The following is a 4119-nucleotide window of genomic DNA, read 5'->3' on the forward strand; positions in this document are numbered from 1 at the left end:
ACAAACATTCCGCTCGCAACAATTATTGCCCCGATAATCGTGTCCTCAACGCTGATGTCGAAAAATCCTACACCTTCAACAACCGAAGCGACTCCGTCCATGCTCAACATAAGGCTTGCCGCCCAGAACATGAGCATCGCAGTAAAAACGCTTTTATTTTCAGTTCCATTTTTTTTGCCGGAAAGGTATGCCACCGAAAATCCGACAGCCGTACAAATAGTAAGAATCAGGCACATCAGACCGCCCCCTGTAAATTCTTGTTTCCCGGTTTGCTGATTTTTTTGCTCACAAAATGCGAAATCAGTTCCGCTATTCCCCAGGCAGCCGTTACGACAAGCGCCATCGAAACGCCGACCGTCGCCATCTCATGAAGCATCTCAGGAATATCTTCCGGATTTTTCATAGCCGTCAAAAATGGCGGATAAAGCACAACCTCACCGTGATAAATATGCTCAATCGCAAGAAGAAAACTTCCGCCGTAAAGCATTTTCTCAAGATTTGAGAGCCTTGCCTTGATTACAGAATCCGCATTCTTTTTGAACGCGAGTTTTTTCGCAACCGTAAGAACGACCGCCTCTCCAAGCGGAACCAGAAAACAAGCCATAAAAGCCTCCAGAATAAAAAAAGGGAGCCTCGACTTGTGATCGAAGCTCCCTTGCTAAGTTATGCTCAAACTATACCGACAGGCAGAATTTGTGTCAATTTGCTTTTTTTCAACTTTAGTTCTAATCAGAAAACAGAAATTCGCCAAAAAACATGTCTTAAACGCTTTCACACTTTTGAAAAAAGTGTAAAATATAAGGGAAAATTTCCCTATTCAATGGCAAAGAGGTCGTTCTGGAGCAATCCGGAGCGGCCTCTTTTATTTTAGAAAGCAGAATCAACCGGAGGCAAAGAATGCAGAATGAACCGAACGAAAAAGCAATAGACGCAATCCTGATAGAAATAAAACGCCTCGAAAATATGATTTGTGATTTGATGAATGTCAGCGGAAACAGCAGTTCCATGGATTTACAACTGGAAAAAGCCGCAAAAAATTTCTCGCTCTCAGAAAGAGAATTCGATGTCCTGAAACTGGTAGCCGATGGTCGCTCAAACAACGAGATAAGCGAGCAGATTAAAATCAGCGTCTCGACCGTAAAAAAACATATCTACAATATCTTCAACAAGGCAGGGGTAAACTCCAGAACACAGCTCTTGAATCTCGTCTACGGAAATATGCAGGAAGCATAATTTCCTGAAAGTCCTGTGCAGTCCGTGGCAGGCAGAAGCGATGTAATTGTTACAACAAAAGACAGCGTTTATATCTTTGAACTTAAGATGGACAAAGGCGAGGATTTTGAGACAGTCGCACAAAACGCCCTCACACAGATAGACACGAACGGATATGCACAAAGATTTGCCGTAAACGGAAAAGAGATGTTCAAAGTCGGCGTGGTCTTTTCTAGCGAAGGAAAAGGTATGCTCGGCTGGAAGTGCGGAAAATGAAACCAAAACATCTGCTGGCCATAACATTGCTCTTAATCTCGCCGTATATTTTTTCGCAGGGGGCAGAAGAAATGACAGTTTCTGACGAAAAAATGACTGACATTCCGTATATCACCCTTTCTACAGAACTCTTTGAGAAATGCCTCCCGTGGCGGGAAGGGAAATACATAACCATAGATAAAAAAGGTCGCTTCGCCACGCTTGAATGGAAAAAAATCTTTGGCAAGGATATACTGACCACAAAGCCCATCTGCAATTTTCCAAAACAAGATTGCACACCAGGGTACTTTTCAGCTTCCCCCGAAACCGGCTGGGTATGGACTTGGAACAATATGAAACTTCTCTGCTATAATGCAGATACAAAACTTCGCAGTGACTTTATCCCAGTCATGTCATGGAAGGGGTATGTTAGTTATGTGACACCTTTTTCAAAAGATGAATTGCTTCTCTCGTTCCTTTGGGTGGATTTGGGTGAGACGGACTGCATCGTTTATTTTCCGTATAATCAAAGAACTCAAATCCTAGATACTTCACATGACAAAGAAAGAAGTGAGGTTCATCTTTGGAAGCAACTCCAGCCGTTTGGAAATGAATTTCTGGCATTTGAATATTATGAGAAAATGTATGATTCAAAATTCTTTTTCTATAACAAAGATTCTGGGAAAAAAATAGAAAATGATTTGACAAAAACAATGACAGGTCTTTTGGCGAGAACTTCTGAAGATGATATCTATGTAGATATGAACAAAAAAATGATATTGTCACAATCTAAACAGCCATATCCGCTTGTCATAACATGGAATGATGATTATTCTGATGTAAAAGTCTATACGGCAGAACATGTTTTTCCAGACGGAAAAAGGATGGCGGCATTTACAGCTTCCCCCGACTGCCGGTGGATATGTGTTTTTCTTTCAGGCTATAGGGGACTTAAGGGAGAATTCTTGAACAAAGTTGGATTTGTTCAAATATCCGACAAATATCCCGGCATGTTCAGTCCCATGGTTTTTATGAGCGATGATTACACAGAATGGCAGCGATGGACCTTTGATCATTTCATAGAACACCCCGAATACGGCACCTGCTTTCTTGCTGCATACGACAACGGAAAAACGGAAGAAACCCGCCTCTACAAGATGAGCGACGTGCAGAAGGAGATAGACAAAATCCTTTCGGAGCAGGGGGAATAAATTGCAGGGATTTATCGCTTTAATGCAGCTTTTATTTTTTGTTTTGCTTCTGGACTTGCCGCTTATTCATAAGGATGCCACGGCTCTTAAAAATTTCAAGGAACAGCACCCTGACAAAGGCGAGATTCGCAGCTATTTGAAATCCGCTCTTTTAAGAAACACGGCTTTTTTTCTGGCTCTGATTTTTATCCCTGCTTTGCTGAGTCTCATTTGTGCCACTTGTTATTGGAAAGGTGTAGACACATCCCTGCTTAAAATTCTAAAACCAAATCTGAATCTAAGGACTCTATTCTTTGATTTTTTCTTTACCTACATAATGTTTCCAGTGTCGCTTGTCTTTTTGCTAATAGTCAAAATCCGGAAAATAAAGATTGCATTATCAATCGTCTTTCCCATAATCTTCTTATCAGGATTCTTTTGTCTTGGTCTTCTTTGGGGGACGACTGGTTTGAGATACTACAAAAATCCTTTGGCTGACACGAAAGTTTCACAGACATTCAATCCCCGGAATTTGCCATTACTGAAAGAAGGTATGACAGAAAATGAAGTTCTGGAGCTTCTTGGAGACCCGATTTCAAGAAACGAAAATTGTTTTACTTACGCAGAGGAAAACGGAAGGGGCGTGTATGAGTATTTGATTCTTGATGTGTACTTTGAGAATGGTATCGTTGAACGAATATACAAAAAATGGGAATATGAAGATTGAAAATGCAATTTAATCGCACCAAAATCTGCTCGCTGCTGCCGGACATGTTTAAGATTTTTACTCTTCCTCGATGATCCAGTCGTCAAGCTGCTCCTTTTCGCTGGAATAATTCACGGCGACCTTCACGATTTTTCGTCCGTCGCTCTTGTAGGAAATAGGGTAGTCCTTGCCGTTGATTTGCTCCATCGCCTCTTTAGCGGTCTTGTCAATCTTAAACTCAAAGATGTAAATCGCCGATTTTTCCCAAACAACAGCATCGCTTCTGCCCTTGCCATTTTGCACCTCGCAAAGCACGAACTCGCCCATGAGCTTGAAGATAAGCCAGACAAAAGCCTGACAGTCAAGCTCGTAGCATTTCTGGTTTGTCTTTTTTGGGGCTGCGGCAAAAATGTTGTTGATTCGCTCCATGAACTCGTTGACCTTGCCGGCTCGGAGTTCTTTTAAGAAGTTCAAAACTTCGATATTGTCGCTTTTTCCATCGTAGCCGGCATAAAGTGGAACAAGGTTTTCATAAAGACCATACTTTACTTCTTTGTTAGGCAATCCAAGAATAAAACTGTCAAATTCCTTGTCATAGTTTTTTATTGTGATATAACCAGTCTGATAAAGCATCGGCAAGGCATTTTGTGAGTCAAGCCGATAGTTTTCAATGGTTCTTCGTCCTACCTCAATTTCATCTTCCAGAGAAGTGTAATCAAAATTTATATTCTTCATCATCCTGGTGAGGAAAGTCGG

The 4119-nt window shown here is 41.4% G+C and carries 7 protein-coding genes; 4 read left to right on the forward strand and 3 right to left on the reverse strand.

From position 1 onward, the window contains the following. Both IJJ71_RS00740 and IJJ71_RS00745 read right to left on the reverse strand, forming a co-directional pair. Positions 1-236, reverse strand: a 236-nt coding sequence (locus IJJ71_RS00740; protein WP_296844734.1) for a hypothetical protein, incomplete at its 3' end; no start/stop codon positions are given. Then, a complete protein-coding gene (locus tag IJJ71_RS00745) occupies positions 236-604 on the reverse strand; it encodes a hypothetical protein (protein ID WP_296844736.1) in 369 nt (122 codons plus the stop codon). The genes IJJ71_RS00745 and IJJ71_RS00740, both read right to left, overlap by 1 nt. Positions 605-897: 293 nt before the next feature. Between IJJ71_RS00745 and IJJ71_RS00750 the strand changes: the two genes are divergently transcribed. From IJJ71_RS00750 to IJJ71_RS00765, 4 genes are all read left to right on the forward strand, one after another. Next, positions 898-1233, forward strand: coding sequence for a response regulator transcription factor (locus IJJ71_RS00750; protein WP_296844737.1), 336 nt, complete (start codon positions 898-900; stop codon positions 1231-1233). Positions 1234-1257: 24 nt separating this feature from the next. Continuing rightward, positions 1258-1488 carry a PD-(D/E)XK nuclease domain-containing protein gene (locus IJJ71_RS00755; protein WP_296844739.1) on the forward strand — a complete coding sequence of 77 codons (231 nt, stop codon included), beginning with the start codon at positions 1258-1260 and terminating at the stop codon, positions 1486-1488. After that, on the forward strand, positions 1485-2678 hold the full coding sequence (locus IJJ71_RS00760; RefSeq protein WP_296844740.1) for a hypothetical protein: 1194 nt from the start codon (positions 1485-1487) through the stop codon (positions 2676-2678). The genes IJJ71_RS00755 and IJJ71_RS00760 overlap by 4 nt, the downstream gene beginning before the upstream one ends. 448 nt (positions 2679-3126) lie before the next feature. Then, positions 3127-3384 carry a hypothetical protein gene (locus IJJ71_RS00765; RefSeq protein WP_296844741.1) on the forward strand — a complete coding sequence of 86 codons (258 nt, stop codon included), beginning with the start codon at positions 3127-3129 and terminating at the stop codon, positions 3382-3384. A gap of 57 nt (positions 3385-3441) precedes the next feature. On the opposite strand, the gene IJJ71_RS00770 is transcribed toward IJJ71_RS00765, so the two are convergent. Beyond that, a partial coding sequence (locus tag IJJ71_RS00770) for a PD-(D/E)XK nuclease domain-containing protein (protein WP_296844742.1) occupies positions 3442-4119 on the reverse strand: 678 nt, incomplete at its 5' end.

The sequence above is a fragment of the Treponema sp. genome (genome assembly GCF_017430385.1).
GTDB lineage: Bacteria > Spirochaetota > Spirochaetia > Treponematales > Treponemataceae > Treponema_D.